Genomic DNA, 21,113 nt, shown 5'->3' on the forward strand with positions numbered 1-21,113 from the left:
GTGCTGTCGAGGGTAGGTCGGGGCACCGCCGCACCCGCGGTACCGGTACGGCGGCGTCCTCCTAGGCTCGGGAGCCGTGGCCGCGCCGTCCCCCCTCCCGCCCGTTCCGGTCGAGGAGGCCGTGCCCGCGGACTTCCCGCGCATCGGCGCGTTGACCGCCGGCGTCTACCGCGACGAGGACCTGGCCTCCGAGCACTACCTGCCCGCGCTGGCCGACGTGGCCGGCCGGGCCGGGCGCTCGACCCTGCTGGTCGCGCGCGACGGCGGCGAGGTGGTGGGGGCCGTGGCGCTGGTCCTGGCGGGCGACTTCGGCGAGGTCACCGAGTCCGACGACGAGGCGGCGTTCCGGATGCTCGTCGTCGACCCGGCGGCCCGCGGCCGCGGCGTCGGGGAGCTGCTCGTCCGGGCGTGCCTCGACCGCGCGCGGGCGGCGGGCCGGCGGCGCGTGGTGCTCTCCACCGACCCGCGGATGGCCGCCGCGCACCGGCTCTACCGGCGGCTGGGCTTCACCCGGCTGCCGGCGCGCGACTGGTCGCCCGTGTCCGGCGTCGACCTCATGGTGTACGCGCTCGACCTGTGACCCCCGCCGTCGCGGGGACCCCGGCGGCCGCCGCCAGCGCGTCGAGCTCGTCGAGGACGTCGGCCAGCAGCACGTCGACGTCGGGCAGCAGCTCGGCGCACGAGACCAGGCCCCAGTCGAGCCGGTCGAGGTAGCTCTGCACCGTGATGTTGAGCCCCTGCCCCTCGATGATCGTCGACACCGGGAAGTAGTGCTCGAGCCGCGCGCCCGCCGCGTACAGCGGGGTGCGCGGTCCGGGCACGTTGGAGATGACGAGGTTGCCCGGCGACAGCCGCGAGCCCAGGCGCAGCCGGGCACTGAGCCGCATCGCCCGCGCGAACACCGCCGGCGGCGGGAACTCCGCGAAGTCGGTGAGCCGCTCGGCGGGCAGCGCGGAGAACAGCTCCTTGCTGCTGGCCATCGACTCGTGCACCCGCCGGACCCGCTGCACGGGGTCGGGCTCGTCGGTGGGCAGGACCGCCGAGAGCATCGACACCCGGTTGGTCCAGCGGTCGGTCTCCTCCCCGGTGCGCACCGAGACGGGCACCAGCGCCACCAGCGGGTCGTCGGGCAGCGCGCCGCGGCGGTCGAGGAAGGTGCGCAGCCCGCCGGCGCACGCGGCCATCACGACGTCGTTGACCGTGGCGCCCAGCGCCGACTTCACCTGCCGGACCACGTCGAGCGACGTCGACCGGATGGCGAGCTTGCGGTGCGGGGTGATCGGCCCGTTGAACGGCGTGCGCGGCGGCCGGACGCTGGGCAGCGGCGCCGTCCGGTCGGGCTCCTCGGGGCGGCTGCGGCCGAGGTTGAGCACCGTGCCGAGCGGGCCGCGCAGGCTGCGGCGGACGTCGTTGGCGGCGCGGACCAGCACCGGGTTGCGGGTCGCCCGGCCCACCTCGCGGGCGGTGCGGGCGGCGAGCAGCACCCCGCGCGCGGGCTTGCGGGCCAGGCCGAGGGCGCCGCGGGCCAGCATCTCCAGGTCACCGGGCGGCCGCTCGGGCGTCCACGGGTCACCCTCGGGGGGCACGGTGGAGCCCTGCGGGCTGTCGTCGAGCATGAGCGTCATCAGCTCCACGCCCGACGCCCCGTCGATCGTGGCGTGGTGGACGATCGTGAGGACGGCGAAGCGGCCGTCGGCCAGCCCCTCGATGACGTAGGACAGCCACAGCGGCTTGCGCCGGTCGAGGGGCCGGGAGACCAGCCGGCCGGCGAGCGCCGCGAGCTGGTCGTCGGTGCCCGGCGGCGGGACGGCGGTGTGGCGCACGTGGAAGTCGAGGTCGAAGGCGGGGTCGGCCACCCAGTAGGGGTGGTCCAGGCCCAGCGGCACCTCGGCCAGCCGCCGGCGCAGCGGCTCGAGCAGGTGCAGCCGCTGCTGGAGCTGGGCGCGCCACGCGTCGTAGGGCCGGTAGTCGGCCGTGTCCGGGCGGGTGTAGACCGACAGGCTCGACACGTGGCCGAACTGCGCGGACGTCTCCAGGTGCAGGAACGTCGCGTCCAGACCCGACAGCTGCTTCACGGCGGCTGACCTCCCCGGGACGGCGACACGGGGGCCGGCCGGCGCCCCGCGACGTGCTGGCGAGTGTGTCAGGGCCCACACTCGGCTGCGAGGGGGCCGGCGCCCGTCCGGGCCCCACGGACACGAGGACACCGTCGATGCGCACTGCCGCGCTCCCCCGCACCCCGGCCGGCGAGGCCCCTCCGTGGCTGGGCGCCTCCCCGGTCGCCGCCCTGCTCGCGGCCCAGCGGCCGTGGCGCGAGGCGGCCGCGCTGGTGCGCTCGCCCGTGTGGCGGGGCGTCGGCGTGCCGGACGGCGGCGGGCTGCCGGTGCTGCTGGTCCCCGGGTTCCTGGCCGGTGACCCGTCGCTGTCGCTGCTCGACCGCTGGCTGCGGGCCCGGGGCTACCGGACGTGCACCTCGCAGATCCGGGTCAACGTCGACTGCACCGGCCTGGCCGTCGAGCGCCTCGAGCGCCGGTTGGTCGAGCTCACCGACCGGACCGGGCGGCCCGCGGCGATCGTGGGGCAGAGCCGCGGCGGGCTGTTCGCCAAGCTGGTGGCCGCGCGCCGGCCCGACCTCGTCCGCGGGATCGTCACGCTGGGCAGCCCGAACGTCGACCACATGGCGATCAACCCGCTGGTCGCCGCGCAGGTGCGGCTGGTCGCGGCCCTCGGCACGGCCGGGGTGCCCGGGCTGTTCCGGGACGACTGCGTGCGGGGCGGGTGCGCCGACGACCTCGCCGCCGAGCTCGCCCGGCCCTTCCCCGCGCAGGTGCCCTACGTCTCGGTCTACTCGCGCAGCGACTGGGTGGTCGACTGGCACGCGTGCCTCGACCCGGCCGCCGAGCACGTGGAGGTCGACTCCAGCCACGTCGGCATGAGCGTCCACCCGGCGGTCTACCGGCTGCTCGGCGAGCGGCTGGCCGCCCTGGCGGCGCGGACGGCGGCCCCGACCCCGGCCCCGGCCTGAGGGGGCTCAGCCGTCGGCGACGGTGGCGATCAGGTCGCCCTCCTGGAGCACCTCGCCCTCGACGACGTGCAGCTCCTGCACCACGCCGGCGCGCTCGGTGAGGACGGGGATCTCCATCTTCATCGACTCCAGCACGACCAGCGTGTCCCCGGCGGCGACCTCGGTCCCCGGTGCGACCAGCACCCGCCACACGCTGGAGACCATCTCGGCGTGGATCTCCTCGACCGCCACGCGGCACCTCCCTCGGGTCGGGTCCCATCCAAGCAGGTGACGGGCCCGCGCCCGCCTCAGCCGCCGGGGGCGGGGTCGCCGTCGGCCAGCCGGCCGAGGACGGCGCACACCTCCTCGCCGTCGTGCGGGACGCCGGTCTCGGGCAGCCCCGACAACGCCGCCGCGGCGGCCCGGGCGGCGGTCGCCGTGTCGTCCCCGCCGGCACTGACGGTGGCCAGCAGCGCGTCGTACCAGCCGTCGAGGCGGTCACCGGGCCCGTAGCCGCTCACCGCGACCACCTCCGTGCGGCCGGTGGCACCGCGCAGCAGGCCGGAGTCCGGCAGCCGCCCGGTGACCCGCCCGGCCCGTCCCGGCGGCAGGGTGGCGCGCAGCTGGACGGCGACGGCGGCGCGTGGCGGCCGCTCCTCGGGCGTGCGGCGGCGCGGCCCGCGCTCGCCGGCGGCCACGGCCAGCGCCAGGTCGACGGCGTCGACCCGGTGGGCCCGCTCGAGCACCGCCATGTCGAGGGAGAAGCCGGCCGCGATCTCGCCGAGCTCGCCGTCCTCGGAGACGCCCACGGTGACCAGGCCGCGCCAGCCGACCTCGGCCAGCCGCTTGGCGCCCGGCGGCACCTCCAGCGGCGGCTCGGGGGTCCAGGACACCCGGGCGATGCCGGCGGCCCGGTCGCGGGCCACCGGCGTCGGGTAGCGCAGCCCCTCGTCGGTGACCAGCGCCAGCAGACCGTGCTCGCTGGCCGGCTCGACGCCGTCGCCGCCGAGCCGCTCGAGCACCTCGGCCGGCGGGCCGATCCAGGTCAGCCCGGCGGCGGCCACCTCACCGGCGAGCGCGGCGTTGCCGGCCAGCGCCGGCGGCACCGGCAGGACGGCGGCCACCCCGCTGCGGCGGGCGGCCTCCACGATCCGGTCGACGGCGAGGTAGGAGTCCACCGCCGGCGCCGGGCCGAGCAGCACCGCGTCGTCGGCCAGCCGCACGTGCCGGGCCGACCGCTCGGCCTCGGAGTAGACGGCCACCGACTTCACGTCGAGCCGGGAGCAGGCCGCGATCACCGCGCACGCCGCGGGCCCCCGGCCCGCCACGAGCACGCTCTCGATCCCGTGCTGGGCCACGCCGTTCCCCTCGTCCCTGGCGGGGGCCCCGTCGTCCCCGTCCCCGGCCATGGTCCCCCGCGGTGCCGACACCCGCCGCACCGGCCGGGGGGTGTCCCACCCTGTTGTGGGACCCTGGACCCCAGACCCGGCGACCCCGCCGACCACCCGACGACGAGGAGAGGAGGGCAGCGATGTCCAAGCGTGGACGCAAGCGGCGCTCCCGCAAGGGGAACAAGGCCAACCACGGCAAGCGCCCCAACGCCTGAAGAAGGACCCCCTCGCCCCCCGCGGGGGCCGACAGCACGACGCCCGCTCCGGAGAACCGGGGCGGGCGTCGTCGTCGGTGCTGCTACTGCTCGGTGGACCGGTCGGTGCGGACCACCTCGGCGCGCACCTGCTCGACGCTGACCTGGGTGCCGTCCTCCTCGAAGGAGACGCGGGTCAGCTGCAGCTTGATCCGGTCCTTGAGCCCGATGGGCGGCTTGTCGCCGCCGCAGCGACGCCGGACCAGCGCCTTGAACTCCTGCTCGATGCCGAACTGGCGTAGGCACGGCGAGCAGTCCTCGAGGTGCTCGGCGATGACCTCGCGGCGGGCGTCGTCGGTCTCGTGGTCGAGGAACTCGAAGACGTGCGACAGCACGTCGTCGCACGAGGAGATCTCGAGCGGGTGCTCCTGCTCGCTGCTCACGACCCGGCCCCCTCTCCGGCGCCGGCGCGGACGAAGCCGCGCTCGCGGGCGTAGTCGGCCAGCAGCCGCTGCAGGCCGCGCCGGCCGCGGTGCAGCCGGGACATCACCGTGCCGATGGGCGTGCCCATGATCTCGGCGATCTCCTTGTAGGCGAAGCCCTCGACGTCGGCGAGGTAGACCGCCAGCCGGAAGTCCTCCGGCAGCTGCTGCAGCGCGTCCTTGATGTCGGAGTCGGGCAGGTGGTCCAGCGCCTCGATCTCGGCCGACCGCAGGCCGCTGGAGCTGTGCTCCTCGGCGGCGTACAGCTGCCAGTCCTGCACCTGGTCGGTGGGGTACTGCTGCGGCTGCCGCTGCTTCTTGCGGTAGCTGTTGATGTAGGTGTTCGTCAGGATCCGGTAGAGCCAGGCCTTGAGGTTGGTGCCCTCGGCGAACTGGTGGAACGCGGAGTAGGCCTTGACGAACGTCTCCTGGACCAGGTCCTCGGCGTCGGCCGGGTTGCGGGTCATCCGCAGGGCCGCCGGGTACAGCTGGTCGAGGTAGGGCAGCGCGTCGCGCTCGAACCGGGCGTCGCGCTCGGCACGGGTCTCGGCGACCTCGGTGCGGCTGCCGCCCTCGCGGGCCTCGGGCACCTCCACGGGCGCTCCGGGCACCGGGGTCTCGGCGGGCTCGACGGCGGGGTTCCCGCCCGCGGACTCCTCAGGCACCGACCGTCCTCTCTGCGGCGCCCGGAGGCGAGCGACCACGTCGGACGATCCTAGTCGCGCGGCGTCGGGGCGGCCCGGGGGCCGCCGGCGCGGGGCCCGGGTGCGGGCGCTGGAGACGGTGCTGCTCACGTCCGGTCCAACCGCGCCGGGCGGCGCGGTCATTCCCGGTCCCGGAACCCGGCGGCGCAGCCGGACCGGCGTCGCTACGCTGCCCGGCCGTGGCGGCGACCCCCGCGGTGCGGGCCCTGGAGAAGGCCCGCGTGGCGCACACCCTGCACCCCTACGACGCCGAGCACCCCGCCGACCAGGGGCACGGCGAGGCGGCGGTGGCCGCGCTCGGCGCCGACCCGCGGCAGGTGTTCAAGACGCTGGTCGCCCGGGTCGACGGCGTGCTGACGGTGGCCGTCGTCCCGGTGAGCGGCAGCCTGGACCTCAAGGCGCTGGCCGCCGCGGCCGGCGGGCGGAAGGCGGCGATGGCCGACCCGGCCGACGCCGAGCGCACCACCGGCTACGTGCTCGGCGGGATCAGCCCCCTGGGCCAGCGCAGGGCGCTGCCCACCGTCGTCGACGAGTCGGCACTGCGGTTCCCGACGGTCATGGTGAGCGCCGGCCGCCGCGGGCTGCAGGTGGAGCTGCCCCCGGCCGACCTCGTCCGCCTGACCCGGGCCCGCACCGCGCCCATCGCGCGCTAGCGGCCCGGGGCGCCGTAGGGGGTGAGCAGCTGGTCGACCGGCGCGCTGTCGTCGGTGAGCACCTGCGCGTCGCCGGCCAGGTCGGCCACCTCCTCGGCCGAGGCCACCTGCCAGGTGGAGTCCTGCGCCAGCAGCGCCCCGGCCAGCGCCCGCTCGTCCAGCGGCCGGTGGGAGGCGACGGCGACCAGGTTGCCGCCGTCCTCCCCGGCGAGCACCGGGGCGCGGGCGAGCAGCAGCACGTGCGGCCAGACCTGCCGCATCGTGGCCAGCTCCGCGCGCACGAAGCCCAGCGGCGGGTGGTCGATGAGGTTGGCCGCGTAGACGCCGTCGTCGGTGAGCGCGCGGTCGACCAGGCCGAGCGCCTCCACGGTGGTCAGCTGCCAGGGCACCGACAGGCCCCCGAAGGCGTCGCCGACGACGAGGTCGCGGGTGTCCGCGGCCTCCGCGCCCAGCCCGACGCGGGCGTCGCCGACGCGCACCTCGAGGTCGGCGGACTCGGCCAGCCCCAGCTGCTCGCGGTCGATCTCGACCACGCCGGGATCCACCTCCAGCACGCGGCTGACCGTGCCGGGCCGCACCTCGGCCAGGTAGCGGGGCACGGTCGCCCCGCCGCCGCCCAGGTGCAGCGCCGACAGCGGCTCCCCCGCCGGCGCCATCGCGTCGGTCACCGCGGCGATCGCCCGCACGTACTCGAACTCCAGGTGCGTGGGGTCGTCGAGGTCGACGTAGGAGTGCCGCAGCGTGTCGAGCACCAGGACCCGGCCGCCGTCGCGCTCGGGGTCGGCCACCACGCGGGCGCAGTGGTAGGCGGTCTCCTCCTCGCACGGCGTCGGCGCGACCGCCGCCAGCAGCGACCCCGTGACGGCGAGCAGCAGCAGCCCCGCCGGCACCCGGCCCGCCCCGCCCCCGGCGCGCCGGCGCAGCAGCACCCCGACCGCCACCCCGGCGGCGACGGTGACCAGCCCGGTGCCCACGAGGATGCCGCTGGAGGGGAAGACGGCGATGAGCAGGAACCCGGTGACGAAGGTGGCCGCGATGCCGCCGAGCGTGCCGATGCCCGACAGCCGGCCGACCACCGCGCCGGTCTCGTCGAGGCTGGCCAGCTGCAGCTTGACCACCATCGGCGGCACCGCCGACAGCAGCGCCGCGGGCACGACCACGGCGACGGCGGCCAGCAGCAGCACCCCGCCGGCGTCGGCGCCGGTGAGCAGCGACCCGGTGAAGCGGACCAGCGGGAGGACGGCGACCACCAGCGCCCCGCCGGCCACCAGCAGCGGCGCGATCAGCCGCCGCGGGTCGGTGCGGTCGGCCGCCGCGCCGCCGGCCCAGGCGCCGATCGCGATCGCGGCGAGCGCGAACCCGATGACCGCGGTGTTGGTCTGCAGCGTGATGCCCACGTAGGGCGCGATCAGCCGCAGCCCGACGATCTCGAGCACCAGCACCGCGCCGGAGGACAGGAAGGTGACGCCGGCCGCCACCCAGCCGGGCAGCGCGCCGTCGGCCGGCGGGGTCGGGCGGTCGACGGTCGCGCGCTCGCTCAGGACGGGACCCCTCAGAAGAGCGCCGGCTGGTCGGCGGGGGCGCTGGTGCCCTCCACCCGGGCCAGCAGGTCGGCGCCGTTGTTCCGGACGTTGTTCACCGCGGTGCTCACCGGGCGCAGCTCCAGCGCCTCGACCAGCTCCGGCGGGGTGGGCTCGGCCAGCGCCTCGACGTCGTCGCGGGCCGGGTCGAGCCAGTCGGCCCACCGCTCGCGCGGCAGCACCAGCGGCATCCGGTCGTGGACCTCGGCCAGGGCCCCGACCGCGGGGGCGGTGACCACGGTGCAGGTGTAGAGCCGGTCCTCGCCCTTCCCCCAGACCTCGTAGAGGCCGGCCATGGCCAGCACCGACCCGTCGGCGGGGGTGATGAAGAAGGGCTGCTTGCCCGGGGAGTCGAGCTTCTTCTGCCACTCGTACCAGCCGTCGGCAGGCACCAGGCAGCGCCGCGAGCGGGCCGCCGAGCGGAAGGCCGGCTTCTCGGTGAGCGACTCGACGCGGGCGTTGAGCAGCCGGTTGCCCACCGCGGGGTCCTTCGCCCACGAGGGCACCAGCCCCCAGCGGACGGTGCGCAGCTCCCGGCGCGCCTCGCCGGTGGGGCTGCCCTCGGCGTCGCGCTCGCGCTTGGTGCGGACCACGTAGACGTCCTTGGTGGGCGCGACGTTGTAGTCGGCCGGCAGCGGCTGCTGCCCCTCGGCGGGCACCGCCTCGAACTCGACGACGAGGTCCTCGGGACGGCGGCTGGCGGCGTAGCGACCGCACATGGCAGGTCCTCCCGGCTGTCGGGCCGGCCCCCGACGGGCCGCGGGACCGACTCTAGGCGGCCCCGGGGACAGCACGAGTGCCCTGCTGGGCGACGGGTAGGCCCCCGGTGGAGACGGAACCGACGAGAGACGAGGATCACCGGCGTGACCGCGACCCAGAACCCACCGCACGAGCAGCCGAAGACCGCCAGCGAGTCCGCCGAGCGGCGCTACGCGACGGTCAACCCCTTCACCGGCCAGGTCGAGAAGGAGTTCGACTTCACGCCGACCGAGGCCATCGACGGGATCGTCGCGACCGCGCACGCCGCCTACCAGGAGTGGCGCCAGCGGCCGGTCGAGGAGCGCGCCGCCGTCGTCCGGCGGGCCGCCGAGCTGATGGACGAGCGCCGCGACGACCTCGCGCGGCTCATCACCACCGAGATGGGCAAGCGCCACGAGGAGGCGACGGGCGAGCTCTTCCTCTGCTCGATGATCCTCAAGTACTACGCCGACAACGGCCCGGGCTTCCTCGAGCCCACCCAGATCACGCCGCTCATGGGCAAGGGCGAGGCGGTCGTCGAGACCCAGCCGGTGGGCGTGCTGCTGGCCATCGAGCCGTGGAACTACCCCTTCTACCAGGTGGTCCGCGTGGCCGGCCCGAACCTGGTGCTGGGCAACACCGTCATCCTCAAGCACGCCGAGATCACCCCGCAGTGCGCGGTGGCCATCGAGCAGCTGTTCACCGACGCCGGCGCGCCCGAGGGCGTCTTCACCAACACCTTCCTGCGCATCGACGACGTCGAGCAGGTCATCGCCGACCCGCGCATCCAGGGCGTCACGCTGACCGGCAGCGAGCGGGCCGGCAGCGCGGTCGGGGCGCTCGCGGGCAAGCACCTGAAGAAGTCGGTGCTCGAGCTCGGCGGCAGCGACCCGTTCATCGTGCTCGACGCCGACGACCTCGGTGCCACGGTCAAGGCCGCCACCATGGGCCGGATGCAGAACACCGGGCAGGCCTGCACCGCCTCGAAGCGGCTCATCGTCACCGAGGAGCTCTACGAGCCCTTCGTCGAGGGCCTGAAGCAGGCGTTCTCCACCTTCTCCCCCGGCGACCCGGCCGACCCGTCGACGTCGCTGGCCCCGCTGTCGAGCGAGCGCGCCGCGCAGGACCTGCACGCGCAGATCCAGGACGCGATCGACAAGGGCGCCACGGTCGTCGCCGGCGGCACGCGGCCGGAGCACCCGGGCGCCTTCGTCGAGGCCACCATCCTCACCGACGTCACCCCGGAGATGCGGGCCTTCCGCGAGGAGCTGTTCGGCCCGGCCGCCGTCGTCTACAAGGTCAAGGACGCCGACGAGGCGGTCGCGCTGGCCAACGACAGCGACTTCGGCCTCGGCGCCACCGTCATGAGCAGCGACCTCGACCGCGCCCGCGCGGTGGCCGAGCGGCTCGAGGCGGGCATGGTGTGGATCAACCAGCCCACCGGCTCCTCCCCCGAGCTGCCCTTCGGCGGGATCAAGCGCTCGGGCTACGGCCGCGAGCTCTCCGAGCTGGCGATGTTCGAGTTCGCCAACCGGCGGCTGGTCCGCACGGTGCCGGTGAAGAAGCCGAAGCAGCCGGTCGGCGGCTGAGCGGTGGGCGGTGCGGTGTCGCGGGCCGGGCAGGATGGGCCCGTGAGCCAGGTCTGGACGACACCGCACCGCCCGTCGCCCGTCGACGCCGTCGTCCCGCTGCCCGGATCGAAGTCGATCACCGCGCGGGCGCTGGTGCTCGCCGCGCTCGCCGACGGGCCGAGCCGGGTGGTGCGCCCGCTGCGCGCCCGCGACACCGACCTCATGGCCGGCGGGCTGCGCGCGCTCGGCGTGCGGGTCGAGGAGGACGGCGCCGACTGGCTGGTCACCCCCGGCGCGCTGCGCGGCCCGGCCGAGGTCGACGCCGGGCTGGCCGGCACCGTGCTGCGCTTCCTCCCGCCGGTGGCCGCGCTCGCCGACGGCCCGGTCCGGGTGGACGGCGACCCGCGGCTGCACGAGCGGCCCAACGCCGGGCTCATCGCCGCGCTGCGCGACCTCGGCGTCCGGGTCGACGACGACGGCCGGGGCCGCGCGCCGTTCACCGTGCACGGCACCGGCGGCGTCCGCGGCGGCGCGGTGACCGTCGACGCGAGCGAGTCCTCGCAGATCGTCTCGGGCCTGCTGCTGGCCGCCGCCCGCTTCGGCGCGGGCCTCGACTTGGCCCTGGCCGGCGGGGTGCCGTCGATGCCGCACGTGGAGATGACCGTGACCGCGCTGCGCGAGCACGGCGTCGACGTGGCGGCCACCGAGCGCGGCTGGCGGGTCGCCCCCGGGCGGATCGCGGCGCGGGACCGCGTGGTCGAGCCCGACCTGTCCAACGCCGCGCCGTTCCTCGCCGCCGCGCTGGTCACCGGCGGGCGGGTCACCGTGCCCGACTGGCCGGAGGTCACCACCCAGCCCGGCGCGCAGCTCGACCGGCTGCTGGCGGGGATGGGCGCCGAGGTCGAGCGCACCCCGGGCGGCCTGCGGGTCAGCGGCACCGGCCGGATCGCCCCCCTGGTGGCCGACCTGCACGAGGTGGGCGAGCTGACACCGGTGCTCGCCGCGCTGTGCGCGCTCGCCGACGGCCCCTCCCGGCTCACCGGGATCGGCCACCTGCGGGGGCACGAGACCGACCGCCTGCAGGCCCTCGACGAGGTGCTCACCGCCGTCGGCGCGCGGGTCGAGCAGCTGCCCGACGGGCTGGTGGTCACCCCCGGTCCGGGCCGCCCGGCGCTGGTCGACTCCTACGCCGACCACCGGATGGTGCACGCGGCCGCGGTCCTCGGCCTCGCCGTCGAGGGCGTGCGGGTGTCGGGGCCGGAGGCGGTGGCCAAGACACTGCCCGACTTCCGCGAGCGCTGGGCGGGGATGCTCTCGGCGACCGCGGGGGTGGGCTCCTGAGCCGCCGGCACGACAGCCGGTCGGACGAGGACGACGTCCGGGTCCGGCCCAACCGGCGCGGCTCGCGGCCGCGCACCCGCACCCGCCCGGTGCACGCCGACGCCGTCCCGGGCCTGGTGGTCGCGGTCGACCGCGGCCGCATGACGGTCCGCGTCGAGGGCCCGGGCGGCGCACCGGTCGAGGTGACCGCGATGCGCGCCCGCGAGCTCGGCCGGCACGGCGTCGTCGTCGGCGACCGGGTGCGGCTGGTCGGCGACACCACCGGCCGGCCCGACACCCTGGCCCGCATCGTCGTCATCGAGGAGCGGGCGACGTCGCTGCGGCGCACCGCCGACGACACCGACCCCACCGAGCGGGTGGTCGTGGCCAACGCCGAGCTGCTCGTCGTCGTCACCTCGGTGGCCGACCCCGACCCGGCGCTGGGGTTCCTCGACCGCTGCCTGGTCGCCGCCTACGCCGGCGGCCTGGAGCCGCTGTTCTGCCTGACCAAGACCGACCTGGCCAGCCCGCAGCCGCTGCTGGACCGCTACGCCGGGCTCGGCGTCGACGCCGTCCCCGTCTCCCGCGAGACGCCGCTGGACCCGCTGCTCGAGCGGGTCTCCGGGCGGACCAGCGTGTTCGTCGGCCAGTCGGGCGTGGGCAAGTCGACGCTGGTCAACCGGCTGGTGCCCGATGCCGACCGGGCGATCGGCGACGTGAGCAAGGTGGGCAAGGGGCGGCACACGTCGTCGTCGGCGGTCCTGTTCGACCTGCCCGGCGGCGGCACGATCGTCGACACCCCCGGCATCCGCTCGCTGGGCCTGGCGCACGTCACCGCGGACGACGTGGTCGGGGCCTTCGAGGACCTGGCCGAGGCCGCCGTCGACTGCCCGCCCGGGTGCGGCCACTCCGCCGACGACCCCGACTGCGCGCTGGACGCCTGGGCCGCGGCCGGTCCCGCCGGTCGCGTGCAGCGGCTGACCAGCGTGCGGCGATTGCTCGACGCCGTCGGCCAGCTCGGCCCCGGCTACTGAGAGGAAGCCCCGTGGACCAGCAGGTGCACTTCGTGACGCTCGCGACCGCCGACCTCGACGCGGCGCGGCGGTTCTACGTCGAGGGCCTCGGCTGGACGCCGCTGCTCGACGTGCCCGGGGAGATCGTCTTCTTCCAGGTGGCGCCGGGCACGGTGCTGGCCTTCTTCGAGACGGCGCAGTTCGCCCGGGACCTCGGCACCGGCCCCGAGCGGCCGGCCGTCTCCGGCGTGACGCTGGCGCACAACGTGGGCGACCGGGACGCCGTCCGGGCGCTGGCCGACGCCATGGCCGCCGCCGGTGGCACGGTGCTCACCGCGCCGGAGGAGGGGGCCTTCGGCGGGGTGTTCCACGCGCTGGTGCGCGACCCCAACGGCGTCGTCTGGGAGGTCGCGCACAACCCCGGCTGGTCGGTCGACGCCGACGGCACCGTTCGGCTCGGCTAGCCGACGGCGCCCTGGCGACGGGCCCGGTCGAACAGCTCGTCCGCCATCGGCTCGTCGACCGCCTCGATGCGCAGGTCGTGGGTGTCCCCGGCGAAGGTGCCGTCGAGCGCCTCGGCCCACACGCAGACCCCGGTCCGCAGATCCAGGCGGACGAGGTGCGCGGTCGGGTACTCGACCCCCTCGGGCACGCTGCCCCACTCGAGCTCGTCGACCCGGCGGCTGCGCAGCAGCGGGCAGCACCCGCAGCGCGGCTCGTAGACGCCGGTCGGGACGACGAGCGCCTCCCACGCCGGGCGGCCGGCGTGCTCGACCTCCCGCAGGCCGTCGAGCTCCAGCGCCGCCCCCACCACCACTGCCCGCGTGTCGGGGTCCAGGCCGTCGGCGAGCTCCAGGGGCCGCAGCTCGGCGACCCACCGGTAGTCCTGCCACATCGGGTCGTGGTCGGCGCCGATCGCGCGGACGACGTCGAGCAGCCGTCCTGCGGCGTCCTCGACGCGCAGCAGGTCGGGCCGGCGGAGCCACGCCCGCACGGGCGCGGACCAGACGCGGTCGCGGCGCCGGCGCTCGGTGAACCGCAGCGTCGTCCACCGCCCGGGCGAGGAGCGGGCGAGCGCGCGGAAGGCGTCGGCGTCGGGCACGCCCGGAGTGTGACCCCGCAGGCCGACACCTGTCCCGCGAGTGGTCGTGCTCTGCCCCGCCGGTGTGGGCAGAGCACGAAGGAGAGGAGGCAGGTGCTCCTGTGGAGGGTCGTGCTCTGCCCCGCCGGTGTGGGCAGAGCACGACCTGCCGCGGGGAGGTGTCCGGTCTAGCTAGACGTCGACCCAGCCGCCGGAGCGCCAGTACAGGCCCGCGGAGCGGCTGAGCAGCCCCTCGTCCACCAGGTACCGGCGCAGCGCCGCGGTGTCGGGGTGCCAGACGGCCAGCAGGGCGTTGACCTCCCGCTCGGGATAGCGGACGCCGGCGTCGAACACCCGCACCAGGTGCTCGAGCACCACCCGCCGCTTGCTCTGCTGCGCGGGGATGGACACCAGCCGCCCGTCGCGGACGAACGCGGCCAGGACCGCCGACTCGGCGGGGTCCTCCGACAGCGGCTCGGGCGCCGGGGCGGCCTCCGCGGCGGCGCGGGCGGCGGCGCCGAAGCGGTCGGTGAGCAGCTCGAGCCCGTGCCCCTCCCGGCGCACGAGGCCGCCGCGCGCGAGCCGGCGGGCGGCCAGCGCGACGTCCTTGAGCTCCAGCCCGGCCGCCGCGGCGACCTCCTCGATCGTCGCCGCGCCGAGCGCCAGGGCCGCCACCACCCTCAGCCGGGTGGGGTCGGCCAGCAGTCCCACGATCCTCGCCGCCTCCACCCCCGCGACGGTATCCGCGCATCGACCTGCGCGGGCGGGGGTAGGCGGGATCGCATGGTGAGCCCCATCGACATCCAGAAGGCCCTCAAGGGCATGGACTACCCGGCGACCAAGGAGCAGATCCTCGAGCAGGCGAAGGGCAGCGACAAGGAGGTGCTCGACGCGCTGCAGAAGATCGACGACCGCGAGTACGAGGGCCCCAGCGGCGTGAGCGCCGCGGTGTTCGACTGACGTCCCGCTAGGTTCGGTGCCCATGACACCGGGCCGGGACTTCACGGGGGACATGCACCTGGCGCACGTGCTGGCCGACCAGGCGGACTCCATCAGCATGGACCGCTTCAAGGCCCTCGACCTCACCGTCGAGACCAAGCCGGACCTCACGCCGGTCACCGACGCCGACCGCGCCGTCGAGGAGCAGCTGCGGATCACCCTCGCCCGGGCCCGCACCCGCGACGCCGTGCTCGGCGAGGAGTTCGGCGTCACCGGCCACGGCCCGCGGCGCTGGGTGCTCGACCCGATCGACGGGACGAAGAACTTCGTCCGCGGCGTGCCGGTCTGGGCCACGCTCATCGCCCTGTTCGACGGCGACGAGGCGGTCGTCGGCCTGGTCTCGGCCCCGGCGCTCAACCGGCGCTGGTGGGCGGCCAAGGACGTCGGCGCCTGGACCGGACGGCGGCTGGAGTCGGCCACCCGCTGCCGGGTCTCGGGCGTCTCCGAGCTCGGCGACGCGAGCCTGTCGTTCTCCAGTCTGTCCGGCTGGGAGGAGCGCGGCGTGCTCGACGGCTTCCTCGACCTCACCCGGACGGTCTGGCGCACCCGCGGCTACGGCGACTTCTGGAGCTACGTGCTCCTGGCCGAGGGCGCGGTGGACGTCGCCTGCGAGCCCGAGGTGTCGCTGTGGGACCTCGCCGCGCTCGACGTCATCGTCCGCGAGGCCGGCGGCCGGTTCACCGACCTCTCCGGCGCCCCGGGACCGGCCGGCGGCAGCGCCCTGGCCACCAACGGCCACCTGCACGACGCCGCGCTGGCGCACCTGCGCCTGCCGCCGGACGACGCGGCCTGAGACACGGCCTGAGAGACGGCCTGAGAGACGACCTGAGAGATGACGGCGGCCCCTCCCCGGACCCGGGGAGGGGCCGCCGCCGGGTGCCGGGGACTACGGGCGGGGACCGCCGGCGCCGCGGCCACCGGAGAACCGGCGGCGGACGTCGTCGATCCGCGCCTTGTTCTTCGGGTCCCTCGCCGCCTGCTGGGCCTTCTCCGACACCTGCCGGAGCACCTGCTGGCCCTTGGGACTGCGGGCGATCTGCGCCACCTTGTCGAACAGCGCCACGGGGCGTCCTCCCTTCCGAGGTGGGGTCCGCACCGGACCCCGCTGCCCCGTCAACGGCCCTCGCGGCCGCGCCGTTCCGAGGGCGCGACCGGCGGCTCCGGCGTCCGCCGGGGTTCCACCGGGGTGCCGGCCCCCCGCCCGGCCAGCACCGCCGCGCCGACCGCGGACGCGCTGCGCAGCGGCAGGTACGTCACCGGGCGGCCGAGCGCGTCGGCCAGACCCTGCCGGACCAGCGGCGAGCGGCCGCCGCCACCGGTGAGCACGACGGGTCCCCCGCCCGGGCCGCCGAGCAGGTCGACGGCGGCCGCGGCCGCCGCGAGGACCCCCTCGACGGCGGCGCGGGCGAGGTCGGCGCGGGTGGTCGCGGCCGTCATCCCGGTCCAGCCGGCCCGGTCGTCGGGCCCGGCCACGCCGCCGCGCTCGCCGGTGAGGAACGGCGCGAACACCGCTCCCCCGGCGCCGGGCGGCGACTGCGCGGCCAGGTCGAACAGCTCCCCCGGTGCCACGCCGAGGACGCCGGCCGCCCACGTCCACGCCGACCCGCCGTTCTGCAGCGCGGCCATGGCGTACCAGCCCCCGCCGGTGTCGGCGTAGGCGTGCACCGGCGGGTCGTCGGCCGGGGCCGGCACCCGGCCCGGCCGCAGCACCTGCACGCCGGTGCCGAGGTTGACCAGCAGCCCGTCGGCCACCCCCGCGGCCAGGAGCGCCAGCGGGGTGTCCGCGCCGCCGACGACGACCGGCACCTCCGCCCCGTCCAGTGCGGTGACGCCGGCGACCTCCGCCGACGACCGCACCCCGGGCAGCAGGTCCGCGGGCACCCCGGCGGCGGCGCGCGCGGCCGCGGACCACCCGTCGGCGACGACGTCCCACAGCAGGGTGGCCGAGGCGTCGCTGCGGTCGGTGACCCGCGGGTCGGTGCCGGGCAGCAGGGTGGCGCGCAGCGCGTCCTTGGGCAGCAGCACCGCCGCCGCGCGGGCCACCAGCCCCGGCTCGTGGGCAGCCAGCCAGGCGAGCACCGGCCCGGTCATCCCGGGCACCAGCGGGTTGGCCAGCGCGGCCCGGTCCGTCGCCGGCAGGGCGCGCCACCGGGCGACCTCGCCGGCGGCCCGGCGGTCGGGCCACAGCACCGCCGGGGCCAGGGCCGCGCCCGCGCCGTCGACGAGCACCGCGCCGTGCATCTGCCCGGACAGGCCCAGCGCGGCCACCGGCCGGCCGCCCAGCGCCGGCAGCAGCCGGGCGAGGGCGTCGTCGAGCGCCTGCCGCCACGTGGCGACGGCGCACTCGGCCCGGTCGGGCGCCGGGCGCTCGACGGCGTAGCCGGCCTCGGTCTCGGCGACGACGCGGCCGCCGTCGTCCAGCGCCACGACCTTGAGCCCGCTGGTGCCCAGGTCGGCCCCGAGCAGGACGCCGCTCACCGGGGCCGGTGCTCCGTCCCGCCGCCGCGGCCGTTGCGGTCGGCGAGCAGCCCGGCCAGCGTGCTCAGCGCGATCTCGGCCGGGGTGCGGGAGCCGATGTCGAGCCCGATCGGCCGGTGCACGCGGGCGACCTCCTCCGGCGGGACGCCGAGCGCGGCCAGCGCGGCCACGTGCGGGCCCTCGTGCCGCGGGTTGCCCAGGACGCCGACCCAGCGCACCCGGCGGGCCAGCGCGTCGCGCAGCACCTCGCCGAGCTCGGGCCGGTGGTGGTCGGTGACCACGACGTCGGCGTCGGAGAGGTCCTCGGTGAGGTCGTCGAGGGCGACGACGCCGGCACCGCGGGCCGGGTCGGGGTCGAGCAGCACCGTGTGGAAGCCGAGCTCGGGCGCCCAGCGCTGCAGCACCGCGGCCACCGGCGAGTCGAAGACGGCCACCAGCACCCGGCCGGTGGCGGCCGGCGCCGCGGCGCCGTGCGCGACGCCGCAGTTCGGGTCGGGGGTCACCGGTCCTCCTCGAGGTGGCCGACCAGCGCCGCGGCGAAGGCCGGTGCCCGGAGCGCGGTCGCGTGGTCGCCGGGGACGACGACCACGCGGGCGCGCGGGATGGCCGCGGCGAGCACCTCGGGGCGGGCCGCCAGCGGGTCGGCGTCGCCGGCGAGGACGAGCGTGGGCGCGGTGACCGCCGCCAGGTCGGCGTGCCGGGTGTGCACCGCCCGGGCGTGCGCGGCGAGGGCGCGCCGGTCGGCGGCGAGGGCGTCGGCCAGCCGGCGGTAGGGGGCGGTCACCGGATCGCGCACGTCGGCGACGTCGGCCGCCTCGAACGCGGCGGCCAGCCCGGCCATGAGGACGCGGTGGCGCTCGGCACCCCACGGCTCGACCAGGGCGGCGCCGGCCCCGCAGACCACCAGCCGGCGCACCCGGCGGTCGGCGGCCGCGGTCAGCAGCGCGACCGTCGCGCCCATCGAGAAGCCGGCCAGGTCGAACGAGTCGTGCCCGAGCGCGTCGGCCACCCGGCGCAGGTCGTCGGCCATCCGGAGCTCGCCGTAGGCGCCCGGGTCGTGCGGCTTGTCCGACCGGCCGTGCCCGCGGGCGTCGACCCCCACGACCTCCCGCCCGGCCGACAGGAGGGCCGCCAGGACGCCGGTGCCCACCCAGTTGAGCCGGGTGTCGGCGACGAAGCCGTGCTGCAGGTACACCGGCGGCCGGTCGCCCGGGGCGCCCCACCGGTGCACGGCCACCTCGACGCCGTCGGCGCCGGGCACCCGCTGCCGCGTGGCGGGCACGGTCACGCGGCGCGCTCCGGGCTGTCGCCGTAGGCGTAGGAGGAGTCGACGTACCGGCCGCCCTGCGCGACCCCGGGTGGGGCGATCTCGCCCAGCCGCGCGAGGTCCTCGCCGGTCAGCGCGACGGCGGCGGCCGCGACGTTCTCCTCCAGGTAGGCGCGCCGCTTGGTGCCGGGGATGGGGACGACGTCGTCGCCCTGGGCGAGCACCCAGGCCAGCGCCAGCTGTCCGGGCGTGCAGCCGCGCTCCTCCGCCATCGCGCGGACGGCGTCGACCAGCCGCAGGTTGGCCGCGAAGGCCTCGCCGGTGAAGCGGGGGTGGCCGCGGCGCCAGTCGTCCTCGGCGAAGTCGTCGGGGCTGCGGACGGCCCCGGTGAGGAAGCCCCGGCCCAGCGGGCTGAACGGCACGATGCCGATCCCGTGCTCGCGGGCCACGCCGAGCACCTCCGCCTCGAGGTCGCGGGTCCACAGCGACCACTCGCTCTGCAGCGCGGCGATCGGGTGGACGGTGACGGCGCGGCGGATCGAGGCGGCCGACGCCTCGGACAGCCCGAGGTGGCGGACCTTGCCCTGCTGCACGAGCTCGGCCATCGCGCCGACGGTGTCCTCGATCGGCACCCGCGGGTCCACCCGGTGCTGGTAGTAGAGGTCGATGACGTCGACGCGCAGCCGGCGGAGGCTGGCCTCGGCGCGGGCCCGCACGTTCTCCGGGCGCCCGTCGATGTCCATGCCGCCGCGGTCGTTGCGCGACAGCGAGAACTTGGTGGCCAGCTGCACCTCGTCGCGCCGGCCGCGGATCGCCTCCCCGACGAGCTCCTCGTTGTGCCCGTCGCCGTAGACGTCGGAGGTGTCGAGGAAGGTGACGCCGAGGTCGAGCGCGCGGTGGACGGTGGCGAGGGACTCGTCGCGGTCGGCGGTGCCGTACATCTGGCTCATGCCCATGCAGCCGAGGCCGAGGGCGGAGACGGTCGGGCCGTTCCGGCCGAGCGTGCGGGTACCGACGGGGGAGGTCATGCCCGCATCCTCGTCCGGGCGCGCGCGGCCCCGCCACCGCCGTTTCCGGGCGGGGAGGCCGGGTAGCCGCCGGGGCAGCGATCCCCGGGAGGACCCATGAGCGCGCGCCCCGCCCGCCGCACCGCCCGACTGCTCGGCCTGGCCAGTCTCGGCCTCGGCACCTCGATGCTGGTCTCCCCCGCGGGCGTCGCCCGGTTCGCCGGCGTCGACGACTCCCCCGCGGCGGTGCCGGTCATCACCGCCGTCGGCGCCCGGGAGCTGGCGCAGGCGGCCGGCCTGCTCGCCGGGCGGCCCGGCTGGGCGTGGACGCGCGTCCTGGGCGACGCGGTCGACCTGACCGTCATGGGCGTCGCGCTGTCGAGCCGCCGCGGCCGGCGGCACGAGCGGCTGCGGACCGTCACGGCCGGCGCCGTGGCCCTGGCGGCGCTGGACCTGCTGACCGCGCTCCGCTCGCTGGGTCGGGGGACGCCGCCCGCCCCGACCCCGGTGCGGCGGCCGACGACGGGGCTGGTCGCGCCCCTGGTCGACGTCCGCCCCGCGCTCGCCGGGGAGCCCCGGCCGCCGCTGCGCACGCCGCCGGCAGCCGCGACCTCGGACGCCGCCGCGGCGGGGGCCGCCGCACCGCAGCCCGGGGATCCCGGCGTCACCGTGTCCGACGTCGCCGCGGCGCGGATGCCCGACGCCCCGTAGCCGCGCGGCGCCGCGCCGGGCGGTACGGCCCGGCCCTGCCGGTCAGGCCAGGAACGCCTCGACCACCGACGCCAGCTCCGGGGCGGCGGCCACGTCGTAGTGCGTGCGCCCGGGGAGCACCGCCAGCCGTGAGGCCGACCGCCCCGACCCGTCCCACCCGGCGTCGCGCAGACCGCCGCCGAGCAGGGCGTAGAAGTCCGCGGCGTGCGACGGCGGGATGCCGTCGGCGTCGGCGTACACCAGCTGGACCGGCGCGGTCAGCCCCCGGACCTCCTCGGTCCAGTCGTAGTCGCCGCGCAGCAGGTCCCCGGTCTTGTCCATCAGCGCGGGGAAGGCGTCGACGTCGGGCGCCACGGCGGCGTAGGCGGCGTACATCGGCGTCTGCCGCATCCCCTCGAACCCGGCGCTGCCGACCTCCGCCATGCCGGCCAGCACCTCGGGGAACCAGCCGTCCCGCCGGCACGGCGCCGAGACGAGGACCAGCCGCCGCACCGCGCCGGGGTGCCGGATGGCGGTGCGCAGGGCCACCCCGCCGCCGAGCGAGTAGCCCAGCAGGTCGACCGGGCCCAGGCCGAGGTGCGCCACCACGGCGGCGACGTCGTCGGCCAGCGCGTCCCAGGAGAAGGGCCGGTCGACGTCGGCGGTGCGCCCGTGCCCCTGCGGCTCGACGGCGACCACCCGCCGGTGCGCGGCCAGCTGCTCCAGGAGCCCGCCCCACGCCTCGACCACCCCGAAGCCGCCGTGCAGCGCGACCAGCGGCGTGCCGCCCTCGCCCAGGCTGCGCCAGTACGCCCGCACGCCACCGGTCGCCGGTGCGTATCCCTCGTCGACCCGCAGGTCCGTCGTCGTCACGAGGGGTGGACCGCTGGGGAGCCCCGGACTCATCGGGGTGGTGGGATGGAGGCAGCGCACCCGCCCCG

26 protein-coding genes are annotated in these 21,113 nt (G+C 77.0%); 11 read left to right on the forward strand and 15 right to left on the reverse strand.

All coding sequences use genetic code 11. The features are described from left to right. Positions 1-76 precede the first annotated feature (76 nt). Positions 77-580 (forward strand): GNAT family N-acetyltransferase, encoded by a 504-nt coding sequence (locus BLQ97_RS01215; RefSeq protein ID WP_091362513.1) that lies wholly within the window; start codon positions 77-79, stop codon positions 578-580. Here the strand turns inward: BLQ97_RS01215 and BLQ97_RS01220 are convergent. Beyond that, positions 555-2,075 (reverse strand): WS/DGAT/MGAT family O-acyltransferase, encoded by a 1,521-nt coding sequence (locus BLQ97_RS01220; RefSeq protein ID WP_175471546.1) that lies wholly within the window; start codon positions 2,073-2,075, stop codon positions 555-557. The genes BLQ97_RS01215 and BLQ97_RS01220 overlap by 26 nt on opposite strands. A 137-nt stretch (positions 2,076-2,212) precedes the next feature. Here BLQ97_RS01220 and BLQ97_RS01225 point away from each other — a divergent pair, with 137 nt between their 5' ends. Continuing rightward, positions 2,213-3,025, forward strand: coding sequence for an esterase/lipase family protein (locus BLQ97_RS01225; protein ID WP_217637005.1), 813 nt, complete (start codon positions 2,213-2,215; stop codon positions 3,023-3,025). Positions 3,026-3,031: 6 nt separating this feature from the next. Here BLQ97_RS01225 and BLQ97_RS01230 read toward each other — a convergent pair whose 3' ends face one another. After that, positions 3,032-3,256: a biotin/lipoyl-binding carrier protein gene (locus BLQ97_RS01230; protein WP_091362515.1), complete on the reverse strand. Its 225-nt coding sequence runs from the start codon at positions 3,254-3,256 to the stop codon at positions 3,032-3,034. 56 nt (positions 3,257-3,312) lie between these two features. After that, a complete protein-coding gene (locus tag BLQ97_RS01235) occupies positions 3,313-4,362 on the reverse strand; it encodes a biotin carboxylase N-terminal domain-containing protein (protein ID WP_091363783.1) in 1,050 nt (349 codons plus the stop codon). Between the two features lie 173 nt (positions 4,363-4,535). On the opposite strand from BLQ97_RS01235, the gene BLQ97_RS24380 reads away from it, so the two are divergent. Further along, positions 4,536-4,610, forward strand: coding sequence for a 50S ribosomal protein bL37 (locus tag BLQ97_RS24380; protein ID WP_014377707.1), 75 nt, complete (start codon positions 4,536-4,538; stop codon positions 4,608-4,610). Positions 4,611-4,693: 83 nt separating this feature from the next. Here BLQ97_RS24380 and rsrA read toward each other — a convergent pair whose 3' ends face one another. Continuing rightward, positions 4,694-5,032 carry a mycothiol system anti-sigma-R factor gene (gene rsrA, locus BLQ97_RS01240; RefSeq protein ID WP_091362516.1) on the reverse strand — a complete coding sequence of 113 codons (339 nt, stop codon included), beginning with the start codon at positions 5,030-5,032 and terminating at the stop codon, positions 4,694-4,696. Then, entirely contained in the window at positions 5,029-5,736 is a 708-nt protein-coding gene (locus BLQ97_RS01245; RefSeq protein WP_091362517.1) for a sigma-70 family RNA polymerase sigma factor, read from the reverse strand. The genes rsrA and BLQ97_RS01245 overlap by 4 nt, the downstream gene beginning before the upstream one ends. Before the next feature lie 218 nt (positions 5,737-5,954). Here BLQ97_RS01245 and ybaK point away from each other — a divergent pair, with 218 nt between their 5' ends. After that, positions 5,955-6,428 carry a Cys-tRNA(Pro) deacylase gene (gene ybaK / locus BLQ97_RS01250; RefSeq protein ID WP_091362518.1) on the forward strand — a complete coding sequence of 158 codons (474 nt, stop codon included), beginning with the start codon at positions 5,955-5,957 and terminating at the stop codon, positions 6,426-6,428. Here the strand turns inward: ybaK and BLQ97_RS01255 are convergent. Then, on the reverse strand, positions 6,425-7,906 hold the full coding sequence (locus tag BLQ97_RS01255) for a fused MFS/spermidine synthase (RefSeq protein ID WP_245691707.1): 1,482 nt from the start codon (positions 7,904-7,906) through the stop codon (positions 6,425-6,427). The genes ybaK and BLQ97_RS01255 overlap by 4 nt on opposite strands. A gap of 74 nt (positions 7,907-7,980) precedes the next feature. Further along, positions 7,981-8,727 (reverse strand): SOS response-associated peptidase, encoded by a 747-nt coding sequence (locus tag BLQ97_RS01260; protein WP_091362519.1) that lies wholly within the window; start codon positions 8,725-8,727, stop codon positions 7,981-7,983. Positions 8,728-8,871: 144 nt separating this feature from the next. On the opposite strand from BLQ97_RS01260, the gene BLQ97_RS01265 reads away from it, so the two are divergent. The 4 genes from BLQ97_RS01265 (at position 8,872) to BLQ97_RS01280 (ending at position 13,114) form a co-directional block, all read left to right on the forward strand. Then, complete coding sequence (locus tag BLQ97_RS01265) at positions 8,872-10,335, forward strand: NAD-dependent succinate-semialdehyde dehydrogenase (RefSeq protein ID WP_091362520.1); 1,464 nt, start codon at positions 8,872-8,874, stop codon at positions 10,333-10,335. Positions 10,336-10,377: 42 nt separating this feature from the next. Beyond that, on the forward strand, positions 10,378-11,658 hold the full coding sequence (aroA, locus tag BLQ97_RS01270; RefSeq protein ID WP_091362521.1) for a 3-phosphoshikimate 1-carboxyvinyltransferase: 1,281 nt from the start codon (positions 10,378-10,380) through the stop codon (positions 11,656-11,658). An 89-nt stretch (positions 11,659-11,747) separates the two neighbouring features. Next, positions 11,748-12,671, forward strand: a complete 924-nt coding sequence (rsgA, locus tag BLQ97_RS01275; protein WP_245691709.1) for a ribosome small subunit-dependent GTPase A — start codon at positions 11,748-11,750, stop codon at positions 12,669-12,671. A gap of 11 nt (positions 12,672-12,682) precedes the next feature. Further along, on the forward strand, positions 12,683-13,114 hold the full coding sequence (locus BLQ97_RS01280) for a VOC family protein (protein WP_091362522.1): 432 nt from the start codon (positions 12,683-12,685) through the stop codon (positions 13,112-13,114). Here the strand turns inward: BLQ97_RS01280 and BLQ97_RS01285 are convergent. Beyond that, on the reverse strand, positions 13,111-13,752 hold the full coding sequence (locus tag BLQ97_RS01285) for a hypothetical protein (RefSeq protein ID WP_091362523.1): 642 nt from the start codon (positions 13,750-13,752) through the stop codon (positions 13,111-13,113). The two genes, BLQ97_RS01280 and BLQ97_RS01285, sit on opposite strands and share 4 nt — an antisense overlap. 171 nt (positions 13,753-13,923) lie before the next feature. After that, positions 13,924-14,460: a DUF2087 domain-containing protein gene (locus BLQ97_RS01290; RefSeq protein ID WP_091362524.1), complete on the reverse strand. Its 537-nt coding sequence runs from the start codon at positions 14,458-14,460 to the stop codon at positions 13,924-13,926. Between the two features lie 54 nt (positions 14,461-14,514). On the opposite strand from BLQ97_RS01290, the gene BLQ97_RS01295 reads away from it, so the two are divergent. Both BLQ97_RS01295 and hisN read left to right on the forward strand, forming a co-directional pair. After that, a complete protein-coding gene (locus tag BLQ97_RS01295; RefSeq protein WP_091362525.1) occupies positions 14,515-14,691 on the forward strand; it encodes a DUF2795 domain-containing protein in 177 nt (58 codons plus the stop codon). 22 nt (positions 14,692-14,713) lie between these two features. Further along, positions 14,714-15,523 (forward strand): histidinol-phosphatase, encoded by an 810-nt coding sequence (gene hisN, locus BLQ97_RS01300; RefSeq protein ID WP_091362526.1) that lies wholly within the window; start codon positions 14,714-14,716, stop codon positions 15,521-15,523. A gap of 93 nt (positions 15,524-15,616) precedes the next feature. Here hisN and BLQ97_RS23170 read toward each other — a convergent pair whose 3' ends face one another. The 5 genes from BLQ97_RS23170 to BLQ97_RS01320 are packed head-to-tail and all read right to left on the reverse strand — an operon-like array spanning position 15,617 to position 19,503. Continuing rightward, positions 15,617-15,793, reverse strand: a complete 177-nt coding sequence (locus tag BLQ97_RS23170) for a hypothetical protein (protein WP_175471547.1) — start codon at positions 15,791-15,793, stop codon at positions 15,617-15,619. Positions 15,794-15,843: 50 nt separating this feature from the next. After that, a complete protein-coding gene (locus BLQ97_RS01305; RefSeq protein ID WP_091362527.1) occupies positions 15,844-17,208 on the reverse strand; it encodes an FGGY family carbohydrate kinase in 1,365 nt (454 codons plus the stop codon). Beyond that, entirely contained in the window at positions 17,205-17,711 is a 507-nt protein-coding gene (locus BLQ97_RS01310; protein WP_091362528.1) for an XdhC family protein, read from the reverse strand. Before BLQ97_RS01310 ends, BLQ97_RS01305 begins: the two co-directional genes overlap by 4 nt. Next, positions 17,708-18,496, reverse strand: coding sequence for an alpha/beta fold hydrolase (locus BLQ97_RS01315; RefSeq protein ID WP_091362529.1), 789 nt, complete (start codon positions 18,494-18,496; stop codon positions 17,708-17,710). The genes BLQ97_RS01310 and BLQ97_RS01315 overlap by 4 nt, the downstream gene beginning before the upstream one ends. Beyond that, positions 18,493-19,503, reverse strand: a complete 1,011-nt coding sequence (locus BLQ97_RS01320; protein ID WP_091362530.1) for an aldo/keto reductase — start codon at positions 19,501-19,503, stop codon at positions 18,493-18,495. The genes BLQ97_RS01315 and BLQ97_RS01320 overlap by 4 nt, the downstream gene beginning before the upstream one ends. Before the next feature lie 96 nt (positions 19,504-19,599). Between BLQ97_RS01320 and BLQ97_RS01325 the strand changes: the two genes are divergently transcribed. Further along, positions 19,600-20,193 (forward strand): hypothetical protein, encoded by a 594-nt coding sequence (locus BLQ97_RS01325; RefSeq protein ID WP_091362531.1) that lies wholly within the window; start codon positions 19,600-19,602, stop codon positions 20,191-20,193. Between the two features lie 42 nt (positions 20,194-20,235). Here BLQ97_RS01325 and BLQ97_RS01330 read toward each other — a convergent pair whose 3' ends face one another. Then, a complete protein-coding gene (locus BLQ97_RS01330) occupies positions 20,236-21,045 on the reverse strand; it encodes an alpha/beta fold hydrolase (RefSeq protein WP_217637006.1) in 810 nt (269 codons plus the stop codon). Between the last annotated feature and the right edge of the window lie 68 nt (positions 21,046-21,113).

Origin of the sequence: Geodermatophilus telluris (assembly GCF_900102745.1) — a bacterium.
GTDB classification, from domain to species: domain Bacteria; phylum Actinomycetota; class Actinomycetes; order Mycobacteriales; family Geodermatophilaceae; genus Geodermatophilus; species Geodermatophilus telluris.